The organism is Pseudomonas sp. NFPP12 (assembly GCF_900103205.1).
Taxonomy (GTDB): Bacteria; Pseudomonadota; Gammaproteobacteria; order Pseudomonadales; family Pseudomonadaceae; genus Aquipseudomonas; species Aquipseudomonas protegens.
Genome location: NZ_FMWW01000004.1, coordinates 583,075 through 601,731, shown reverse-complemented (window position 1 = coordinate 601,731; position 18,657 = coordinate 583,075). Strand labels below are relative to the sequence as shown.

General features: G+C 61.7%; 20 protein-coding genes. 16 read left to right on the top strand and 4 right to left on the bottom strand.

What is annotated here, in order from left to right; translation table 11 throughout:
• Positions 1–179: 179 nt before the first annotated feature.
• The gene (locus tag BLS75_RS19830; RefSeq protein WP_011060136.1) at positions 180–659 is read left to right on the top strand and encodes a GNAT family N-acetyltransferase; all 480 of its coding nucleotides are present in this window, start codon (positions 180–182) and stop codon (positions 657–659) included.
• Positions 660–751: 92 nt separating this feature from the next.
• Here the strand turns inward: BLS75_RS19830 and BLS75_RS19825 are convergent, their stop codons facing one another.
• Positions 752–1,804: an NAD(P)-dependent alcohol dehydrogenase gene (locus tag BLS75_RS19825; RefSeq protein ID WP_072451626.1), complete on the bottom strand. Its 1,053-nt coding sequence runs from the start codon at positions 1,802–1,804 to the stop codon at positions 752–754.
• Positions 1,805–1,984: 180 nt separating this feature from the next.
• Between BLS75_RS19825 and BLS75_RS19820 the strand changes: the two genes are divergently transcribed.
• Positions 1,985–2,875, top strand: a complete 891-nt coding sequence (locus BLS75_RS19820; protein ID WP_011060138.1) for an AraC family transcriptional regulator — start codon at positions 1,985–1,987, stop codon at positions 2,873–2,875.
• Positions 2,876–3,044: 169 nt separating this feature from the next.
• On the opposite strand, the gene BLS75_RS19815 is transcribed toward BLS75_RS19820, so the two are convergent.
• Positions 3,045–4,709: an electron transfer flavoprotein-ubiquinone oxidoreductase gene (locus BLS75_RS19815; RefSeq protein ID WP_011060139.1), complete on the bottom strand. Its 1,665-nt coding sequence runs from the start codon at positions 4,707–4,709 to the stop codon at positions 3,045–3,047.
• Between the two features lie 548 nt (positions 4,710–5,257).
• On the opposite strand from BLS75_RS19815, the gene BLS75_RS19810 reads away from it, so the two are divergent.
• From BLS75_RS19810 to BLS75_RS19745, 14 genes are all read left to right on the top strand, one after another.
• Positions 5,258–6,007, top strand: a complete 750-nt coding sequence (locus BLS75_RS19810; protein WP_015634720.1) for an electron transfer flavoprotein subunit beta/FixA family protein — start codon at positions 5,258–5,260, stop codon at positions 6,005–6,007.
• Positions 6,008–6,009: 2 nt separating this feature from the next.
• The gene (locus tag BLS75_RS19805) at positions 6,010–6,939 is read left to right on the top strand and encodes an electron transfer flavoprotein subunit alpha/FixB family protein (RefSeq protein ID WP_011060141.1); all 930 of its coding nucleotides are present in this window, start codon (positions 6,010–6,012) and stop codon (positions 6,937–6,939) included.
• Between the two features lie 81 nt (positions 6,940–7,020).
• Complete coding sequence (locus tag BLS75_RS19800) at positions 7,021–7,845, top strand: substrate-binding periplasmic protein (protein ID WP_072451730.1); 825 nt, start codon at positions 7,021–7,023, stop codon at positions 7,843–7,845.
• Between the two features lie 9 nt (positions 7,846–7,854).
• A complete protein-coding gene (locus BLS75_RS19795; protein WP_011060143.1) occupies positions 7,855–8,211 on the top strand; it encodes a DUF4398 domain-containing protein in 357 nt (118 codons plus the stop codon).
• Positions 8,208–9,020 (top strand): OmpA family protein, encoded by an 813-nt coding sequence (locus BLS75_RS19790; protein WP_011060144.1) that lies wholly within the window; start codon positions 8,208–8,210, stop codon positions 9,018–9,020. Before BLS75_RS19795 ends, BLS75_RS19790 begins: the two co-directional genes overlap by 4 nt.
• A 205-nt stretch (positions 9,021–9,225) precedes the next feature.
• Entirely contained in the window at positions 9,226–10,665 is a 1,440-nt protein-coding gene (locus BLS75_RS19785; RefSeq protein ID WP_011060145.1) for an aminotransferase-like domain-containing protein, read from the top strand.
• A 77-nt stretch (positions 10,666–10,742) separates the two neighbouring features.
• A complete protein-coding gene (locus tag BLS75_RS19780; protein WP_072451729.1) occupies positions 10,743–11,243 on the top strand; it encodes a translation initiation factor 2 in 501 nt (166 codons plus the stop codon).
• Positions 11,244–11,413: 170 nt separating this feature from the next.
• On the top strand, positions 11,414–11,668 hold the full coding sequence (locus BLS75_RS19775) for a YkgJ family cysteine cluster protein (RefSeq protein ID WP_011060147.1): 255 nt from the start codon (positions 11,414–11,416) through the stop codon (positions 11,666–11,668).
• 43 nt (positions 11,669–11,711) lie between these two features.
• Positions 11,712–12,320 (top strand): START domain-containing protein, encoded by a 609-nt coding sequence (locus tag BLS75_RS19770; RefSeq protein ID WP_011060148.1) that lies wholly within the window; start codon positions 11,712–11,714, stop codon positions 12,318–12,320.
• A 143-nt stretch (positions 12,321–12,463) separates the two neighbouring features.
• Positions 12,464–12,697: a hypothetical protein gene (locus tag BLS75_RS19765; protein WP_015634724.1), complete on the top strand. Its 234-nt coding sequence runs from the start codon at positions 12,464–12,466 to the stop codon at positions 12,695–12,697.
• A 212-nt stretch (positions 12,698–12,909) separates the two neighbouring features.
• Complete coding sequence (locus BLS75_RS19760) at positions 12,910–13,251, top strand: ribonuclease E inhibitor RraB (protein WP_011060150.1); 342 nt, start codon at positions 12,910–12,912, stop codon at positions 13,249–13,251.
• Positions 13,252–13,691: 440 nt separating this feature from the next.
• Positions 13,692–15,101, top strand: coding sequence for a circularly permuted type 2 ATP-grasp protein (locus BLS75_RS19755; protein WP_072451625.1), 1,410 nt, complete (start codon positions 13,692–13,694; stop codon positions 15,099–15,101).
• An 11-nt stretch (positions 15,102–15,112) separates the two neighbouring features.
• Positions 15,113–16,063, top strand: coding sequence for an alpha-E domain-containing protein (locus BLS75_RS19750; protein ID WP_072451624.1), 951 nt, complete (start codon positions 15,113–15,115; stop codon positions 16,061–16,063).
• A complete protein-coding gene (locus BLS75_RS19745) occupies positions 16,060–16,833 on the top strand; it encodes a transglutaminase family protein (protein ID WP_072451623.1) in 774 nt (257 codons plus the stop codon). The genes BLS75_RS19750 and BLS75_RS19745 overlap by 4 nt, the downstream gene beginning before the upstream one ends.
• 68 nt (positions 16,834–16,901) lie before the next feature.
• On the opposite strand, the gene BLS75_RS19740 is transcribed toward BLS75_RS19745, so the two are convergent.
• Together BLS75_RS19740 and BLS75_RS19735 are read right to left on the bottom strand one after the other, a co-directional pair.
• The gene (locus tag BLS75_RS19740; protein WP_011060154.1) at positions 16,902–17,708 is read right to left on the bottom strand and encodes a c-type cytochrome; all 807 of its coding nucleotides are present in this window, start codon (positions 17,706–17,708) and stop codon (positions 16,902–16,904) included.
• Complete coding sequence (locus tag BLS75_RS19735; RefSeq protein ID WP_011060155.1) at positions 17,705–18,154, bottom strand: rhodanese-like domain-containing protein; 450 nt, start codon at positions 18,152–18,154, stop codon at positions 17,705–17,707. Before BLS75_RS19735 ends, BLS75_RS19740 begins: the two co-directional genes overlap by 4 nt.
• Between the last annotated feature and the right edge of the window lie 503 nt (positions 18,155–18,657).

Here is an 18,657-nt window from a genome sequence, read left to right as displayed (position 1 = left end):
GGCTTTCTAACATGGCGCCTCCGGGTGTTTGTTGTGTTCCTGCAGGCCTCAGGGTTAGTCGGCAGCGGAGTAAGTGCCGTGCGCAAGGAACTGGGCCGGGGGGCTTGGCATAAATGGTCGTGCATGTATTTCTGCTGCCGTTCTAATATGGCCGCCTGATTCCAACAAGAGAGCCGTCGATGACCGTAGAAATCCGTCCTGCACTGCCCAGCGATGCCCCGCAGATTCTTGCGTTCATCACCGAACTTGCCGATTACGAGCGGGCCCGCCATGAAGTGATCGCCAGCGTCGCCGATATCGAGCGCAGCCTGTTCAGCGAGGGGGCCACGGCCCATGGCCTGATCTGCCTGCGCGAAGGCGTGCCGATCGGCTTTGCGGTGTTCTTCTTCAGTTATTCCACTTGGCTGGGCAGCAACTGCCTGTACCTGGAGGACCTTTACATCACTCCGGAACAACGGGGCGGCGGGGCGGGCAAGCAACTGCTGCGGCATCTGGCGCAGATCGCCTGTGACAATGATTGCGGGCGCTTCGAATGGAGCGTGCTGGAGTGGAACGAGCCGGCGATCCAGTTCTACAAGTCCCTGGGCGCCCAGCCTCAGGAGGAATGGGTCAAGTACCGCATGGATGGCGAAGTGCTGCGCGCCTTTGCTCGCGGCTGACGCCAGCTTGCTCGTGGAGGAGCCGGCGTGCCGACGAAGGCGCACGCCATCGGCGCCCCCGGCGACCAGCCATGCTTTGACGGTGTCGAGAATCAGCCTTTCAAGGTTGCCATGTCGATCACGAAGCGGTACTTCACGTCACCCTTGATCATGCGCTCATAGGCTTGATTGATCTGGCGGATGTCGAGCATTTCGATATCGCAGGTGATGCCGTGCTCGGCGCAGAAGTCCAGTACTTCCTGGGTCTCGGCAATGCCGCCGATCAGCGAGCCGGCCAGCACCCGGCGGCTCATCACCAGCTTGCCGGCATGCAGCGCCGGGTCCACCGGTTCGATCAGGCCCACCAGGATATGCACGCCATCGAAGCGCAGGGTGTCGAGGTAGGGGTTGAGGTCGTGGGGCACTGGGATGGTGTCCAGGAGAAAGTCGAAGTGCCCGGCCACCGACTGCATCTGCGCCACGTCGGTGGATACGATCACATGGTCGGCACCCTGGCGGCGGGCTTCTTCGGCCTTGCTCGCGGAGCGGGTGAACAGGGTCACTTCGGCGCCCAGGGCCTTGGCGAACTTGATGCCCATGTGGCCCAGGCCGCCCATGCCGAGAATCCCTACCTTGTCACCGGGCTTGACCCCGTAATGCTTGAGTGGCGAGTAGGTGGTGATGCCGGCGCAGAGGATTGGCGCAGCGCTGGCCAAGTCGAGTTTCTCCGGAATGCGCACCACAAAGTGCTCGCTGACCACGATGCTGTCGGAGTAGCCGCCCATGGTGCTGCTGCCATCGACCCGGTCCGGGGTGGCGTAGGTCATGGTCGGGCCTTGCAGGCAGTATTGCTCCAGGTCGGCGGCGCAGGCCTCGCAGTGGCGGCAGGAATCCACCATGCAACCGACGCCCACCAGGTCGCCGACCTTGTGCTTGCTGACGTTGGTGCCGACGGCTGTGACCTTGCCGACGATCTCGTGGCCCGGCATCAGCGGGTACACGGCGATGCCCCATTCGTTGCGGGCCTGGTGGATATCGGAGTGGCAGACGCCGCAGTAGAGGATCTCGATGGCGACGTCGTCCGCACGCGGACTGCGGCGCTGGAAGCTCATGGGGGCGAGGGGAGTGGTGGCCGATTGGGCGGCATAACCGATGGCGGTGTACATGGTGGACCTCGCAAAAGCATTGACGATTGAGGCGTGGCATTCTCGGCGCCGGGCCCTGGGCCAACCATGGCGATTCCTCGGCATGTCATGCCTATTCCTCCGGCATTGGCGGTTTTCACGCGGCATTGGCGTACAGACCTGCGATGATGTTTTCGTCCCTTTTTCCGTGAAGTTTTCCCCATGCTGCTGACCCGCCATCTGGACGCCAACGCCACCCTGGTCTCGCTGATCCAGCCCCTTGCCAGCCGTGACGGTTTCGTTGCCACCGCCTTGCCCGGGGTCCAGGTGCTGCGGGCCAGTTGCGACGTGGCGCGGGGCCCGCAGATCTATGAGCCGAGCCTGATGATCATTGCCCAGGGCAGCAAGCTGGCCTACCTGGGCACGCGAACCCTGGAGTACGGTGCCGGGCATTACCTGATCCAGGCCCTGTCGGTGCCCTTCGAGTGCGAAACCTTCGCCTTGCCCGATGCGCCGCTGCTGGGGGTTTCCATCGCCATCGACCGGGCGGTGTTGAGCGAGCTGGTGCTGGCCATGGGCGTCACCGAAGGCCGGGCGGCTTCGGCGCAGACCCTGGAGTCGATGACCTCGGCTGTGCTCGACGACGCCATGCGTGGTTGCGTGGAACGCCTGTTGCGCTGCCTGCACGATCCTCTGGAGTGCAAGGTCATGGGCCCTTCACGGGTGCGCGAGTTGCTCTTTGCCGCTTTGCGCGGGCCCCAGGCCGATGCGCTGCGGGCGCTGGTGGAGCAGCAGGGGCAGTTCGCCCGGGTTGCGGCTTCGCTCAATCACCTGCACGAGCACTACACCGAGCCGTTGAACGTCGAGACCCTGGCCCGCTGTGCCAACATGAGCACCTCGACCTTCCACGAGCATTTCAAGCGCAGCACCCTGCTGTCGCCGGTGCAGTACCTCAAGCGCCTGCGCCTGCTCAAGGCCCAGCAGTTGCTGCTGGGAGAGGGGCTGGGCGTGGCCCAGGTGGCTCATCGGGTGGGGTATCAAAGCACTTCGCAGTTCAGTCGCGAGTACAAGCGCTACTTCGAACGCAACCCGGGCGAAGAACGCGCCGCCTGAAAACACCGCGCCCCTGGTAGGAGCTGGCTTGCAAGCGAATGCGCCCTTGGGCCGGAGCAAGGCTTGGGGGGCGCTTCGCCGGCAAGCCGGCTCCTGCAGGGTGCTGTGCCAGAGAATCCCGGGCATGAAAAAGGCCCCCATAAAGGGGGCCTTCTTTTATCGCACCGGCTTACATGTTCGGGTAAGTCGGGCCGCCGGCGCCTTCCGGAGTGACCCAGGTAATGTTCTGGGCCGGGTCCTTGATGTCGCAAGTCTTGCAGTGCACGCAGTTCTGCGCGTTGATCTGGAAGCGCTTCTCGCCATCTTCCTGGGTGATCACCTCATACACGCCGGCCGGGCAGTAACGCTGGGCAGGTTCGTCGTATAGCGGCAGGTTGCGGCTCAGCGGGATGCTCGGGTCGGTCAGCTTCAGGTGGCAAGGCTGTTCTTCTTCATGGTTGGTGCCGGAGATGAACACCGAGCTCAACTTGTCGAAGCTGAGTTTGCCGTCGGGTTTCGGATAGTCGATCTTCACGCAGTCCTTGGCCAGCTTCAGGCAGGCGTAGTCCGGCTTGGTGTCGTGCAGGGTGAACGGCAGTTTGCCGCCGAAGATATTCTGGTCCATCCAGTTGAAGCCCGCGCCGATGATCGGGCCGAACTTGTGCATGGCCGGGCCGAAGTTGCGGCTGGCGAACAGTTCCTCATACAGCCAGCTGGCCTTGAACGAATCGACGTAGCTCTTGAGTTCGTCGGCGCCTTCGGAACCGGCGAACAGCGAGTCGGCTACCGCATCGGCGGCCAGCATGCCGGACTTCATGGCGGTGTGGCTGCCCTTGATCTTGGCGAAGTTCAGGGTGCCCAGGTCGCAGCCGATCAGCGCGCCACCCTTGAACACCATCTTCGGCAGCGAGTTCAGGCCGCCCTTGCAGATGGCGCGAGCGCCGTAGCTGACGCGCTTGCCGCCTTCCAGGTACTGCTTGAGCACCGGGTGATGCTTGAGGCGCTGGAACTCGTCGAACGGCGACAGGTAAGTGTTGGCGTAGGACAGGTCGACGATCAGGCCCACTACTACCTGGTTGTTTTCCAGGTGATAGAGGAAGGAGCCGCCAGTGTTCTCGTTGCTCATGATGTCCAGCGGCCAGCCGGCGGTGTGCACCACCAGGCCAGGCTGGTGCTTGGCCGGGTCGATCTCCCAGATTTCCTTGAGGCCGATGCCGTAGTGCTGGGCGTCGGCGTCGCTGTCCAGGTTGAACTGCTTGATCAGTTGCTTGCCGATATGGCCACGGCAGCCTTCGGCGAACAGGGTGTATTTGCCGCGCAGTTCCATGCCGGGGGTGTACATGCCCTCTTTCGGCTGGCCTTCACGGTCGACACCCATGTCGCCGGTAAGAATCCCGCGCACTACGCCGTTTTCGTCGATCAGGGCTTCCTGGGCGGCAAAGCCCGGGTAGATTTCCACGCCCAGGTTCTCGGCCTGCTGGGCCAGCCAGCGGCACAGATTGCCCAGGGAAATGATGTAGTTGCCTTCGTTGTGCATGGTCTTGGGCACAAAGAAGTCTGGAACCTTGGTGGAGGTTTCGCCGCTGCGCAGGACGTAGATGTCGTCGCGGGTGACCGGGGTGTTGAGCGGGGCGCCCAGTTCCTTCCAGTCCGGGAACAATTCATTCAGGGCCCGTGGTTCGAACACGGCACCGGAAAGGATGTGAGCACCGACTTCGGAGCCTTTTTCAACCACGCAGACGCTGATTTCCTTCCCGGCTTCAGCGGCCTTCTGCTTAAGGCGGCAAGCGGCGGACAAGCCTGCGGGGCCGGCACCGACGATGACCACGTCGAATTCCATGTATTCGCGTTCCACTAGGCTATCTCCTACTCAAGGCTCAACGGTTTTTTCTAATTGGAGGTTTGGCGTTGCATCCCCGCTTTCTCCCATCGCGCATGGGGGGAGAAGGGGAGGACGGCCGACCTTTCTCTCTGGGCGGCGCATTATATCTACACCACTCTCAGCGTCCAATACAAACGTTTGTTTGAATTGGACGCAGCCCAGATAAATCAAAGAAGCGCGGCTTATAAACGGCTATTTTGCCGTATTGACCGGAAAAGGCGTTCCGGTCAAGATACGGTCGGTTTTGCGCTCGCCGTAGGCTGACTGTTGGTTTCAAGAGCACCTCTAAAGACAGGGCAAAGGCAGTAAAGGTGACGCGCGCGCAGCTTGAAAGTGCGCAGTCTACACGCCGCGATAATGAATGACTCGTCGGTCACCACTGACGAACGGTCATCACCCCGTGAGCAAGGTCAACCTTTTTGTGCGCCAGCGTTTTTGGAGGTGCCCTTGTGCCGATGAGCATCAACCGCCAGGTTCTCGCCTAGGCGACTTTCTTTTCACCGGAGAGTAACGAGGAATCCATGAAGGTTCTTGTAGCTGTCAAACGAGTGGTCGACTATAACGTCAAGGTTCGCGTCAAAGCGGACAACTCCGGCGTCGACCTCGCCAACGTCAAGATGTCGATGAACCCTTTCTGCGAAATCGCAGTGGAAGAAGCCGTACGCCTGAAAGAGAAAGGTGTAGCGACTGAAATCGTCGTCGTCTCCATCGGTCCTGCTACTGCTCAAGAGCAACTGCGTACCGCCCTGGCACTGGGTGCCGATCGCGCGATCCTCGTCGAGTCCGCTGAAGAGTTGAACTCCCTGGCCGTGGCCAAGCTGCTCAAGGCCGTGGTCGACAAGGAACAGCCACAGCTGGTGATCCTCGGCAAACAGGCCATCGATAGCGACAACAACCAGACCGGCCAGATGCTGGCAGCCCTGAGCGGCTACGCTCAAGGCACCTTCGCCTCCAAGGTCGAAGTGTCCGGCGACAAGGTCAACGTCACCCGTGAAATCGACGGCGGCCTGCAGACCGTTGCGCTGAACCTGCCAGCCATCGTCACCACCGACCTGCGTTTGAACGAGCCGCGCTACGCGTCTCTGCCAAACATCATGAAAGCCAAGAAGAAGCCGCTTGAAACGCTGACTCCTGATGCTTTGGGCGTTTCCACCGCCTCCACCAACAAGACCCTGAAAGTCGAAGCGCCGGCTGCACGCAGCGCGGGCATCAAGGTCAAGTCGGTGGCTGAACTGGTCGAGAAACTGAAAAACGAAGCGAAGGTAATCTGATCATGACTATCTTGGTAATCGCCGAACACGATAACAAGGCGCTGGCTCCGGCCACCCTGAACACCGTTGCCGCCGCCGCCAAAATCGGTGGTGACGTGCATGTACTGGTAGCCGGCCAGGGCGTTGGCGCCGTGGCTGAAGCCGCGGCCAAGATCGCTGGCGTGGCCAAAGTGCTGGTGGCCGACAACGCCGCCTACGCTCACCAACTGCCGGAAAACGTTGCGCCGCTGGTGGCCGAACTGGGCGCTGGCTACAGCCACATCCTGGCAGCCGCTACTTCCAACGGCAAAAACATCCTGCCGCGGGTTGCCGCTCAGCTGGACGTCGACCAGATCTCCGAAATCATCTCGGTAGAAAGCGCTGATACCTTCAAGCGTCCGATCTATGCCGGTAACGCCATCGCTACCGTGCAGTCCTCGGCTGCCGTAAAAGTCATCACCGTACGTGCCACCGGTTTCGACGCCGTTGCCGCTGAAGGTGGTTCGGCTGCAGTCGAAACCGTGGGCGCCGCTCACGATGCCGGCAAGTCGAGCTTCGTTGGCGAAGAACTGGCCAAGTCCGATCGCCCTGAACTGACCGCAGCCAAGATCGTCGTTTCCGGCGGCCGCGGCATGCAGAACGGCGACAACTTCAAGCACCTGTATGCCCTGGCCGACAAGCTGGGCGCTGCTGTCGGCGCGTCCCGCGCTGCGGTGGACGCAGGTTTTGTGCCCAACGACATGCAGGTCGGCCAGACCGGCAAGATCGTTGCGCCACAGCTGTACATCGCCGTCGGTATCTCCGGCGCGATCCAGCACCTGGCGGGCATGAAGGACTCCAAAGTGATCGTCGCGATCAACAAGGACGAAGAAGCGCCAATCTTCCAGGTAGCCGACTACGGCCTGGTCGCGGACTTGTTCGAAGCCGTACCTGAGTTGGAGAAGCTGGTCTAATCCGGCGTCTTCACTTATAAAGAGCCCGGCCTTTTGGCCGGGTTTTTTTATGTGTGTTTTTTGCCGGGGGAGGGTTTCGCCATGGATCTGCGCCGCATGAGTGGCTGGCCAGTGCTGTTGGGCCTGACGTTGTTGCCATCGTTGTCGATGGCAGCGGGCAAGTGCGAGCGTCTGGTGGTCACTGGCAGTCCCGATGCACCGCCTTACCTGTGGCGTGACCCTCAGGACCCCAAGCACTTGATGGGTGCCAGCGCCGACCTGCTGCAGCAGGTGGCCGGGGAGCTGGGGCTGAAGGTCGAGGTGCTGTATGCCGGCAAGCGCTCCGAGGCGCTGGACGAGGTACGCACCGGGCGCATGGACCTGCTCGCCGATGCACCGCTGACCTTCAATGAGCTGGAATCGCTGGACTACATCCACCCGGCGCTGGTGCAGAACGACTATCTGGTCTGGACCCGCAAGGATTCGACTCTCAGTTACACCCAGCCGGGAGACCTGGCAGGCCATCCCGGCGCCATGTCGGAAAAGGCCCGGCTGACTCAGCCCTTTGTCGCCATGGCCAAGGAGCATCTGCAACTCAAGCGCCTGCCGAATCTGACCCAGGTCTTCCAGACCTTGCTCCTGGGGGAGGTGGACTATGTGCTGGCGCCTCGCTACGCAGGCATGGCCATGGCCCAGACCCTGGGCATGACGGCGGATCTGGCGGCGTTTCCCCAGCCCATCGACAAACCGGGGCTGTTCCTTGCGCTGTCCCATAACTCCGCCTGCAATGACCCATGGTTGCGCGGACAGTTGGCCAAAAAGATGACAGAATTGCCCGCGTCCGGTCTGACGGAGACCTTGCTGCAGCGCAATCTGGAGCGCTGGAAGGCCCAGTTGCAGCAACCCGTCAGCAGCCCAAAACAGTAGGAATCTTGTGTGACTATTCGACCTCTTTTCGCCGCCATGGCTGTTCTCGCCCTGGCGGGTTGTGCAACCGATCCGGCGCCCATCGAGCAGATGCGCCTCACCGCGCAGACGCTGGAGCAGGCCAAGGCCGTGGGGGCTTCTGCCGAGGACATGCCCGAGTTGAAACTGGCCGAAGACAAGTTCTCCCGGGCGCAGGGCAACATGCAGGATGAGTCCTACAAGAAAGCGCGGATGCGCGCCGAACAGGCCGAACTGGATGCGCGCCTGGCCGAAGCCAAGGTCCTGACCCGCAAGAGCCAGGAACAGGTGAATGCACTCAATACCCGCATCACTCGCCTGCGCAAGCAACTGGGAGATGCCCAATGAATCTGTCTACCCGGATCATCGGCAGTGCAGTACTCCTGGCATGCGCCGGACTCTATGGCTGCGCTGGCCAGCACAGCGAAGAAGCCCTGCAGCAGGCCAGTAACGACTTCCAGAAGGTCAAGGAAGACTCCAACGTGCTGCGTATCGCGCCCAAGGACGTGATCCGTGCCGGGGAGTCCCTGGCACGTGCCGATCGCCTCTCCACCTATTGGGGCAGCGGTGGCGATGTGGAGCATTACGCTTACCTGAGTCGGCGCTACAGCGAAATCGCCCGTGAGCATACCGAACAGGCACTCAACAACGAGCGTGCGGCCAAGCTCGAGCTGGAGCGCCAGCGCCTGCAACTGGCCCTGCGCGAAGCCAAGTTGCTCAGCGTGCAGCAGCAGGGCAAATGGCTGGAAGAACAGATCATCAGCCTGGCCACCACCCAGACCGATCGCGGTCTGGTGATGACTCTGGGGGACGTGCTGTTCGATACCGGCGAAGCGGAACTGAAGAACTCGGCGAACCGCACTGTGCTCAAGGTGGTGCAGTTCCTCCAGTTGAACCCCAAGCGCGTGGTGCGCATCGAGGGTTACACCGACAACACCGGCGAGCGCCAGAGCAATCTGCAGTTGTCCAAGGACCGCGCCCAAGCCGTGGCGGATGTGCTGGTGGACCTGGGTATTGATGAAAAACGCATCCAGGTCGAAGGCTATGGCGACGACTATCCGGTGGAGGCCAATGCTTCTGAGCGGGGAAGGGCGCAGAACCGTCGGGTAGAGATCGTGTTCTCCGACGAAAAAGGCCAGTTGGGCGCTTCTCGCTGAAGCTGCGCCAGTGCCACGGAAAAACCCGACGCCTTGCCCGCGTCGGGTTTTTTTATGCCTGCCAAGAGGTTCACAAAAACCCTACAGTTATGCTTTTCACTGCCCCGTGTCCTCGACTATTGTAGAAACTGTCCCAGTACACTTCTAAACTGTGCCGGTATTGTTTCACACAAGAATAAAACGCCGTGAAATCGAGTGCTGCGCCATGACCAATCTCTTGCTCTATCAACGTATCGCTCAGCAACTGGCTGAGGATATTCGCCGTGGTGTCTACCAGCCGGGGGAGCGCGTACCGTCGGTACGCAAGATGAGCTCGCAGCTCAATGTCAGCCACGCCACGGTACTCCAGGCCTACGCCAACCTCGAAGACCAGGGGCTGATTCGCGCGCGCCCGCAGTCGGGCTACTACGTGCACCAGACGCCGGCGCTGACCGCGCCAACGCCGGATATCGCCCGGGTCGAGCGCCCGGGGCTGGTGACCCGCAGCAGCATCATTCAGCAGGTGCTGGTGGAGTCCCGTCGCGAAGGTGTGTTTCCGTTGGGGGCCGCAGTGCCCAGCGTTGACTATCTGCCAGTACGGGCGCTGCACCAGCAGTTGGCCAAGGTCACCCGGTTCCACAGCCCCCGGGCATTCAGTTACATGTTTAGCCCGGGCTTCGAGCCACTGCGGCGTCAGGTGGCCATTCGCATGCGCGATGCCGGGGTGGTGGTCGACCCGTCGGAAGTGGTGATCACCCACGGCTGCGTCGATGCCCTGCAGATGTCATTGCGGGTACTGACCCGGCCCGGGGACCTGATTGCTGCGGAGTCGCCGACCTACTACGGCCTGCTGCAACTGGCGGACTTGCTGGGGCTCAAGGTCATCGAGATTCCCAGTGATCCGTCCACCGGCATGAGCCTGGAAGCCCTGCAACTGGCGGCCAACCAATGGTCGATCAAGGCCCTGGTGCTGACCACACGCCTGAGCAATCCCCTGGGTGGCACCATGCCCGAGGAGCGGCAGAAGCAGTTGCTGCGCCTGGCATCGGATTTCGATATCCAGGTGGTCGAGGACGATATCTATGGCGAGTTGATGTTCGAGGTGGGGCGTACCAAGGCCCTCAAGGCCTATGACCGCCTGGATCGGGTGATCTACTGTTCGAGCTTCTCCAAGACCCTGTCTCCCGGCGTGCGCATCGGCTGGATGATTGCCGGCAAGTACCAGCAGGAGATCCAGCGCCTGCAGACCTTCAGCACCCATTCAGCGTGCAGCGTGACCCAGATGGGGGTTGCGGCCTACCTGGAAAACGGCGGTTATGACCGGCATTTACGGTACATCCGCCAGGAATACCGGAAGAATCTCAGCGCCTTTCAGCTGGCGGTGCAGCAGTACTTCCCTGAGGGCACGCAGATCACCCGGCCCAACGGGGGCTTCATTCTCTGGGTCAGCCTGCCGGGGCGGGTCAACACCCAGGAGCTTCATGTGCGAGCCTTGCAGCAGGGCATCAGCATCGCCCCGGGGCTGATCTTCAGCAACACCGAGCAGTTCAACCACTGTGTGCGGCTCAATTGCGGTACGCCCTGGAATCGCGAGGCCGAGCGGGCCCTGATGACTTTGGGAATGCTTGCCAGCCAGTTGTGCCAGGAGGCGGCGGGCGGATTTTAATCAGTGTGGCCCTGTGCTTGTCATGGGGCCTGCAACAAGCGAGCATAGAGGACCTTTTGTCGATCTACCTGTCTTTCATGAAAGCCTTTCTACCTGCCCTCTGGTTAAGTGTCTGTCTGTTGGGAACCGCCTTCATGGCTCCTGTCCAGGCGGCTTCCTCCCAGGACAAGCCGGCTGCGGGGGCGGTCCACGCCACTAAGGCGGCCCCTGCCAAGAAGGCTCCGGCCAGCAAGGCCAAGCCTTCGGCCAGTGCCAGCAAGAGCAAGTCCGCGGCGAAGAAGGCGCCCGTCAAGCCCAAGTCCAAATGGGCCTATCAGGACATCAAGACACCGTTGCCCAGTGCCAAGGTGGACTTGAGCCTGCCGCCGGAAATGGTCAAGCACCTGCAGCCGGTGGGCAGTGTGCCGCTACCCAAGCGCGAGCCGCTGCTGCCGCAGATGTTTGGCGAGAAGCCCAAGGAAAGTAGCCCGTTCCAGCTCAACGGCCGCTTGCTCAGCAATGAAATGCAATTGCAGCTGCGCAACGAGGAACGTCGGGATATCGAAGGCGCGGCCCTGGATTTCGAGTTCAAGCAGTAAATTCTTCATCCTCTTCTGTGACGGGTTGGCTCGACACTTTGTCGGAGACTGATCAGTCACGCACGGTTGTGCGTCAAATCCGTTCTTTGAGTAATTTTAAACGGCTGTTTTAGCGGTTACTCTTGGCGGGCGTCATTCAACACTCTGCTTGTCGCAAGGAGCTTTTCCTCATGAACTGCCGTGAAGGTTGTGGCGCCTGCTGCATCGCCCCTTCCATCAGCACCCCGATTCCCGGAATGCCCCAGGGCAAGCCGGCGGGAGAACGTTGCCTGCATCTTTCTGTCGAACACCTGTGCGGGCTGTTCGGCCTGCCGGAGCGGCCGGCGGTGTGTGGGGCGTTCCTGGCGGATCCCGAGGTGTGTGGCGAAAGCCGCGAAGAAGCCATCCGCCTGATTGGCTGGTGGGAACAAGTGACCGCGGCATAGAGTGTTCTCAATGAACGGAACTTCAACAATAAGGAATAAGACAATGGGTTCGCTGCAACGAATGGCTGTGCTCTGTGGTTTAACCGTGCTGTTGTCGGCAACGGCCCACGCCGAAGACTGGCAAACCGCCAAGGATGAAGACGGCATCAAGGTCTCCTTGAGTGAAGTGGCCGGCTCCAAATACAAGGCCTACCGTGGTGTGACCACCATGAAGACCTCCATCGCCAAGCTCCGCGCGCTTCAGGAAGACGTGGCGGGCGCCTGCTCCTGGATCCATGAGTGCAAGACCCAGAAACTGCTCAAGCACGAGGGCGATCAAAGCTGGACCTACACCCAGTTCAACACCCCGTGGCCAGTCACTGCCCGTGACTCGGTGCTGCATATCACTACCAGCGAAGCGGCCGACGGTAGCCTGACCCGCAAACTGGAGGGCGTGCCCACCTACATCCCTGAAGAGAAAGGCTTCGTGCGGGTGGCCCAGGTCGAGGGCTACTGGAAGTTCGTACCCAAAGGCGCCGACCAGGTGGAAGTGACTTACCAGGTGCACACCGAGCCGGGTGGCAGCGTGCCGTCCTGGCTGGCCAACAAGTTCGTGGTGGATGCGCCGTTCAACACCCTGAAGGCACTCAAGGCTCGCGCCGAAAAGCCTTGATCGGCTGAGTTTTGCCAGCATTATCAGGGCCGCCTTCGGGCGGCCTTGTCATTGATGTGTTCCGGCAGCGCGGTGGAACGATTGCCCGTTGCTCAGGGTCGAGATGTTGTCAGCCCACTCATGGGGCTATCGAGGAGGCACTGATGCAAAAGTGGCAAGTCACTTTCGTTGACGATCATGGTGTCCAGTCCGTCGAGCATTTCGACTGCGACCAGCAACCGACGATGGAACGCGCCGCGCAACTGGTGCGGGCCAAGTTGTTGCCAGTGAGTGCCGAACTGGACCTGAACGATCTGGACGGGCGCACCGAGGATCCCACCCTCAAGAGCCTGAAAGAGCAGAACAGCATTCAGATTCTCAGTATCACGCCGATCTAGAGAGGGTAGAGCGCGCTTCGCAGCAATTTCTGGCGACGTCCAGAGCAAGGCGCTAATCTGCAAACGAGATCAGCGAATTCTTCGCTAGGCTCTGATCTTGTCAGCTCCATGCTTGTTTCCTGACGACCCGCCCCGGGTCGTGATGCCGGTCCCTTTGGCCTGCGGTTCGGGAAACACGGAAAGTCTATCCATCGGTTTGAGGAGGACGTTTCATGAGCACAGCCGTTCAAGAAGACATCAGCAGCAGTGTGCTGCGCCGCATGAAAGAAGGCGGTTTCGACTTTTCACGATTCCATCCCATCGAGTTCTACGCCATTTTTCCGGATGAGGAGCGGGCACGCAGGGCGGCAGGACATTTTCGCGGTGAATCCTTGAATGCCCAGGTCAGCGTGCGTGACGACGGCGCCTGGTACCTGGAACTGAGCAAGGTGATGTACGCCACCTATGGCGGCATCGGGGATTTTGAACAGGACTTCGAGGCGGTGGTCGAGCCCCTGGGCGGCATCATTGAGGGCTGGGGAGTGAAACAGGAGATCCGTGGACGGCTGGTATAGCCTGCGCTAGATATACCGAGACAGACAATTGGCTGGCCCCTGGGCCGGCCAATTGTGTTTTCGGGGCCCGCACAAGGTAAAAAAAAGCCACCCGAGAGGGTGGCTAAAAGGGAAGACCGGTCAGGAGAGGGAACCGGTCGGGAGAGCCCGGACCCGGTTGTCATCGGCGTCATCAAGGTTGCAGCAGCGACTTCATCAGGCTTGGCGAAGTGTTTGCTCGATAGGCGCGATTATCCCCAGCGGCCAGCGGGCAGTGAAATCAACTCTGACTATGCTGGTGATAGCCAAGACCGATGCCAGCCATGGCCGGGGCAGGGGCGGTCCGCATGCATCGGTTATGCGGGCATCGGCCTTGGGCTGCAACGGACTGATTTTGGGGCGCTTGTGCCGAAGGCACAGGGCTGGCGAAGCCCGGGTGTGCAGGTGACAGGGAGTACGGCATGAACCACAGCGCTGTTGATGAAATGCATGGGGCCGACGGCCAGGTTCGCGAGCATTACCGCGAGTTCGCCCGCTGGCTGGCCAATACCCCCGACGAACTCCTGGCCCGCCGCCGTCGCGAGGCCGACCTGCTGTTCCACCGTGCCGGCATCACCTTCACCCTGTACGGCGATGAGCAGGGCACCGAGCGGCTGATTCCCTTCGACACCATTCCCCGCATCATCCCGGCCCGGGAATGGCGGATCATCGAACAAGGGTGCATCCAGCGGGTACGGGCGCTGAACCTGTTTCTGGCCGATCTCTACCACCAGCAACGAATCATCCGCGCCGGGATCATTCCCGCCGAGCAGGTCCTGGCCAATCAGCAGTACCAGCTGGCCATGCAGGGCCTGGACCTGCACGGTGATGTCCATGCCCATGTCTGCGGAGTTGATCTGGTACGCGACGGCGGCGGCCGCTACTGCGTGCTCGAGGACAACCTGCGCACCCCCAGCGGCGTCAGCTACATGCTCGAAGACCGCAAGATGATGATGCGCCTGTTTCCCGAGCTGTTCGCCGCCCAGCGCATCGCCCCCATCGACCATTACCCGAACCTGTTGCTCGATACTCTGAAAAGCTCCAGCCCCCTGGACAATCCGACGGTGGTGGTACTGACCCCGGGGCGCTTCAACAGCGCATTTTTCGAGCATGCGTTCCTGGCTCGGGAGATGGGAGTGGAGCTGGTGGAAGGTGCCGACCTGTTCGTGCGTGACGACCGGGTGTTCATGCGCACCACCGCCGGCCCGCAGGCGGTGGATGTGATCTACCGTCGTCTCGACGATGCCTTCCTCGACCCCCTGGCGTTCAACCCCGATTCCCTGCTCGGCGTGCCCGGCCTGTTGGCAGCCTACCGCTCGGGCACTGTGGTACTGGCCAACGCCATCGGCACCGGGGTGGCCGATGACAAGTCGGTGTACCCCTATGTCACCGAGATGATCCGCTTCTACCTGGACGAAGAGCCGATTCTGCAGAACGTGCCGACCTGGCAGTGCCGCCGGCCCGCCGAGTTGTCCCATGTGCTGGCCAACCTGGCGCAACTGGTGGTCAAGGAAACCCAGGGTTCCGGCGGCTACGGCATGCTGGTGGGGCCGGCGGCCACGGCGGCGCAGATCGAGGAGTTCCGCGTACGGATCAAGGCCCGGCCCGAAGCGTACATCGCCCAACCGACCCTGGCGCTGTCCACCTGCCCGACCTTTGTCGAAAACGGCATCGCCCCGCGGCATATCGATCTGCGGCCCTTTGTCCTTTCTGGTGGTGAAACCCGTGTGGTGCCCGGTGGTCTTACCCGTGTGGCCCTGCGTGAAGGTTCGTTGGTGGTGAATTCCTCACAGGGCGGCGGGACCAAGGACACTTGGGTGGTCGAGGATTAAGGAAGCCTGCCATGTTGAGTCGAACCGCTTCGGACCTGTACTGGATGTCACGCTACCTGGAGCGCGCGGAAAACCTCGCGCGGATGCTCGATGTCAGCTACTCCCTGTCGCTGATGCCCCAGGACGGGCGCGGCGATGGCCTGCATGAGCTGGCCATGCCACTGCTGATCACCGGCACCCTGGAGGATTACCACGCCCGCCACCAGGCCTTGCACGCCGAGCAGCTATTGCATTTCTTCGCCCTGGACCCGGCCAACCCCGCCAGTATCTACAGTTGCCTGGGATCGGCCCGGGCCTGCGCCCATGCCGTGCGCGGGCGGATCACCGCCGACATGTGGGAAAACGTCAATGCCACCTGGCTGGACATCCACCAGATCGCCAGCCAGGGCCTCAGTGCCTATGGCATGAACCGCTTCTGCGAATGGATCAAGGAGCGCTCCCATCTGTTTCGTGGCGCCTCCTACGGCACCATCATGCGCAACGACGCCTTTCGCTTTATCCGCCTGGGAACCTTCATCGAGCGCGCCGACAACACCCTGCGCCTGCTGGACGCACGCTACGAGATGGCCGGTGACCAGGCCGATGCGGTGTGCGACGGCACCGCCCATGCCTATTACCAGTGGAGTGCGTTGCTGCGGGCCTTGTCTTCCTTCGAGGCCTACACCGAGGTCTATCGCGAGGCCCCCGGCGCCCGGCATGTGGCCGAGCTGCTGTTGTTGCGCGCCGACGTGCCGCGCTCGCTGCGGGCCTGTACCGAGGAGATCGACCAGATCCTCGCCAGCCTGCCCGGCGACAACGGGCGCCCGGCCCAGCGTCTGGCGGCGCAGATGGATGCACGCCTGCGCTACATCGGTATCGATCAGATTCTCGACGAAGGCCTGCACGCCTGGCTGACCGACTTCATCCCCCTGGTGCGCCAGTTGGGCAACGCGATTCACCGCTCTTATCTGGAGGCGGCATGAGACTGTCCGTGAGCCATGAAACCACCTATCGCTACGCCGATCCGGTAGGCGCCAGCATCCAGTACCTGCGCCTGACACCCCATGACAGCGAGCGCCAGCAAGTGCTCTGCTGGCAGCTGGATCTGCCACGACCGGTGCGTGCGCAACGGGACCCCTTCGGCAACATCCTGCACGTACTGACCCTGGACGAGCCTCACGAAGCGGTGATCATCGGCGCCCGTGGCCAAGTGGATATCGATGAGCTGCGCGAGGCCGAGCATGAATGCCAGTCGCCCTTGCCATTCCTGCGTTTCACCAGCCTGACCGAGGCGGATGCGCAGTTGCGCGAGTTCGCCGGCCGGCAATGCGCAAGGCGGCGTGATCGCACAGGGTTGATCGACCTGATGCTTGGGCTGCACCAGCTCATGGCCTACACGCCTGGGGCAACGGACGTGGCCACCAGTGCGGCGCAGGCTTTCGCCGGGCGCGCCGGGGTCTGCCAGGACCACACCCACGCCTTCCTTGCATGTGCCCGTAGCCTGGGCGTTCCGGCACGTTTTGTTTCCGGTTATCTGTACCGCGAGGACAGCGGGCAATTACTTGGCCACGCCTGGGCCGAAGCCTGGCTGGAAGGCGCCTGGTACAGCTTCGATGTGACCCACCAACTGGCGCGGCCCGAGCGCCACCTCAAGCTGGCGGTGGGCCTGGACTACCTGGATGCCTGCCCGGTGCGCGGCATGCGCCGGGGCGCCGCCGGTGAGCAGATGCACGCCAGGGTGCTCCAGCAGTAACACGCGTTTTCGCTAGGAGCCTGCTGCCGGCGAAGGTGCCAGAGGTGGCAAAGGCGATGTCGCAAGGCTCAGGGAACCTGCTTGCGCCCCGCCATATGCCTGAGATACCCCAGCAGCAGGTCCAGCTCCTGATCCGGCAGCACGTTGTTGTTGAACCCGGGCATCTTCGCCTGGGGCCAGCGCCTCATGCTTTGCGGATCGCGGATATAGCGCTTGAGGAAATCGCCGCTGAAATACTCGGTGGGGCTGTAGGGGATATTCAGGTCCGGACCGAACTGTGAATCGCCGGCACCGTTGAGCCGGTGGCAGGCCAGGCAGTTTTTCTGGAACAGGGCAAAGCCCTGGTTGATCGGATCAGTGGCCGCTAACTGCGGATCCGGAAGCAGGGCCGGGAAGCGCTGCGCCACTGGCTCCAGGCGCTGGATGCGCGCCACCTGGAACGGCCATTGCTCCGGGCTGATATGCCCGGCGGCAGGGTCGGTCCACACCAGATAGAAAGGCCCGGCGCTGGGTTTGTCGGCAGCTAGCGCAGGCCAGGGCCGGCTCGGGTCCTCCACGGCCAGCCAGGCCTGGGCGCCCTGGCGTTCAAGCAGCGGCGCGGCGCTGAGCTCCGCGGCAAAGCCGTCCAGGGCCACGGCTTGAAGATGGTCTTCGGCCTTCAGGCCCTTGAGCAGGGTCGCCATGGGCACGGCGCGGTACTGCATGTCGCGCTTGTAGGACACATCGTCCTTGATGGTTATGGTCTGGGCCTGGGGGTGCCTTAGCAGTTCTTCGGTCTGCCAGGTGTGGCTGGCGGAGCCCAGGTCGATCAGCAGTTGCGCGGCGTGCAGCGGGCTGCTCAGCAGCAGGGCAGCGCCAAGGAGGAATACTTTCAATTGATGGCCGTCGGGTCGTCGTCAGTGGGTTCGTCGCCGGGAAGCACGTCGTCCGGTCGCGACACATGGTCGAACAGGGCGTCCCGGAGCTCTTCGTAGTTGCCGCCGTTCACGATACCGAAATAGCCGTGCTTGACCAGCGTGTCTTCGGCTTCAAGGGCGTGCTGGTTGGTGTCGCTGTAGATCACCACGGTGGCGTTTGGGTCCAGCACCACTTTGCGCAACTGATAGGCCAGGCCCTCGGCGCTGATGCCGGTGCCATCCTCCAGTTCGAGATTGACCTGCAGCGAGTTGTGCACATTGCCGGCGGCAAAGTCGCTCTCGTTGCGCAGGTCTAGGATCAACGCCCCATCATTGATTTCGTCCACCGCGCGGTTGACGTCGATGATTCCGGCGTGAGCGTGAAAGGCGCTCAGGAGTGTGGCGAGTGCAATCCAATGGCGCATGAGTCTTCCCCTTGGTGTTCCTCAGGAAGACTGGCACACAAGTCCGGGCCCCGGTAGGAACCGGGGACAATTTTCCGTCTCGTTGATCGAGCAGCCACAGATCAGCCGATCACTTTGGTGAGATTCGGCAAGATCAACAGCAGTGTGGTTGCGAAAAGAATGAGCCCCGCCTGACGTACTTTCGAATGCTTGAACATGGCTGAATGCCTTTTGTTGTTATTCCTGAGCGTCAATGCATGCCGGTGGGTGAACTCCATTACGAGTCACTATGAACCGGCTATGTGTCCTTTTTCTTACTTGCCCCAGTGCAGAATCCGTCTGGAACTTCCTACAGTTTCTACCTTAGGGGCCTTGAATCCTCTGGCTTAGATCCAATTCATATGAATTTATATTTCTGATTTATTAAAAGGCTATATATCGGCCCGGGCGTGCCTTGGCCGCCCTCTGGCTAGACAGCTCGCGACCCTTCATCGGCAGAGCCCTTAGCTGCCTACCGTTCGTCT

What these genes read in the sequence shown, in the direction of transcription:
- BLS75_RS19780 (WP_072451729.1), top strand. Translation starts at nt 10,743, where the DNA reads ATGAAAGCCTTTCTACCTGCCCTCTGGTTAAGTGTCTGTCTGTTGGGA.
- BLS75_RS19735 (WP_011060155.1), bottom strand. Translation starts at nt 18,154, where the DNA reads ATGCGCCATTGGATTGCACTCGCCACACTCCTGAGCGCCTTTCACGCT.
- BLS75_RS19745 (WP_072451623.1), top strand. Translation starts at nt 16,060, where the DNA reads ATGAGACTGTCCGTGAGCCATGAAACCACCTATCGCTACGCCGATCCG.
- BLS75_RS19825 (WP_072451626.1), bottom strand. Translation starts at nt 1,804, where the DNA reads ATGTACACCGCCATCGGTTATGCCGCCCAATCGGCCACCACTCCCCTC.
- BLS75_RS19810 (WP_015634720.1), top strand. Translation starts at nt 5,258, where the DNA reads ATGAAGGTTCTTGTAGCTGTCAAACGAGTGGTCGACTATAACGTCAAG.
- BLS75_RS19755 (WP_072451625.1), top strand. Translation starts at nt 13,692, where the DNA reads ATGAACCACAGCGCTGTTGATGAAATGCATGGGGCCGACGGCCAGGTT.
- BLS75_RS19800 (WP_072451730.1), top strand. Translation starts at nt 7,021, where the DNA reads ATGGATCTGCGCCGCATGAGTGGCTGGCCAGTGCTGTTGGGCCTGACG.
- BLS75_RS19790 (WP_011060144.1), top strand. Translation starts at nt 8,208, where the DNA reads ATGAATCTGTCTACCCGGATCATCGGCAGTGCAGTACTCCTGGCATGC.
- BLS75_RS19770 (WP_011060148.1), top strand. Translation starts at nt 11,712, where the DNA reads ATGGGTTCGCTGCAACGAATGGCTGTGCTCTGTGGTTTAACCGTGCTG.
- BLS75_RS19805 (WP_011060141.1), top strand. Translation starts at nt 6,010, where the DNA reads ATGACTATCTTGGTAATCGCCGAACACGATAACAAGGCGCTGGCTCCG.
- BLS75_RS19830 (WP_011060136.1), top strand. Translation starts at nt 180, where the DNA reads ATGACCGTAGAAATCCGTCCTGCACTGCCCAGCGATGCCCCGCAGATT.
- BLS75_RS19820 (WP_011060138.1), top strand. Translation starts at nt 1,985, where the DNA reads ATGCTGCTGACCCGCCATCTGGACGCCAACGCCACCCTGGTCTCGCTG.
- BLS75_RS19765 (WP_015634724.1), top strand. Translation starts at nt 12,464, where the DNA reads ATGCAAAAGTGGCAAGTCACTTTCGTTGACGATCATGGTGTCCAGTCC.
- BLS75_RS19760 (WP_011060150.1), top strand. Translation starts at nt 12,910, where the DNA reads ATGAGCACAGCCGTTCAAGAAGACATCAGCAGCAGTGTGCTGCGCCGC.
- BLS75_RS19775 (WP_011060147.1), top strand. Translation starts at nt 11,414, where the DNA reads ATGAACTGCCGTGAAGGTTGTGGCGCCTGCTGCATCGCCCCTTCCATC.
- BLS75_RS19750 (WP_072451624.1), top strand. Translation starts at nt 15,113, where the DNA reads ATGTTGAGTCGAACCGCTTCGGACCTGTACTGGATGTCACGCTACCTG.
- BLS75_RS19785 (WP_011060145.1), top strand. Translation starts at nt 9,226, where the DNA reads ATGACCAATCTCTTGCTCTATCAACGTATCGCTCAGCAACTGGCTGAG.